The 302-nt window shown below is 47.4% G+C and carries 1 protein-coding gene; it reads right to left on the bottom strand.

The window, feature by feature from the left end:
- On the bottom strand, nt 1-302 hold a 302-nt coding region (gene bamD, locus ABT56_RS23100; RefSeq protein WP_157037959.1), incomplete at both ends, for an outer membrane protein assembly factor BamD.

The raw sequence follows: 302 nt of genomic DNA, 5'->3' as shown, positions 1-302 counted from the left end.
ACCCAGTCTAACTTTTCGTGAGTAGGGTTTAAGCGTGTGAAGCGCTCAATAGTCGCCAGCCCCAGCGCTAAATCGTCATTTTTGTAGTAAGCGTAGATAAGGTCGAGTTGAACTTGATCTGAATAAGCACCAAATGGATAACGAGAGTCCAAAGCTTCTAGCTGACTGATTGCCGACAGCCAATTGCCACTTTGCAGTGCAACTTGAGCTTCAGAGTAAAGCTCTGATGGAGGAACATCTGGGACGACCTCGTCGCTGCTTGAGCAGCCAACCAGTACTGATAACGCCAATAAGCCAGATAA

It is taken from the genome of Photobacterium aquae, assembly GCF_001029445.1.
Taxonomy (GTDB): Bacteria; Pseudomonadota; Gammaproteobacteria; order Enterobacterales; family Vibrionaceae; genus Photobacterium; species Photobacterium aquae.
Note: the sequence above shows the minus strand (reverse complement) of the source record. Positions and strands in the feature narration are given on the sequence as shown.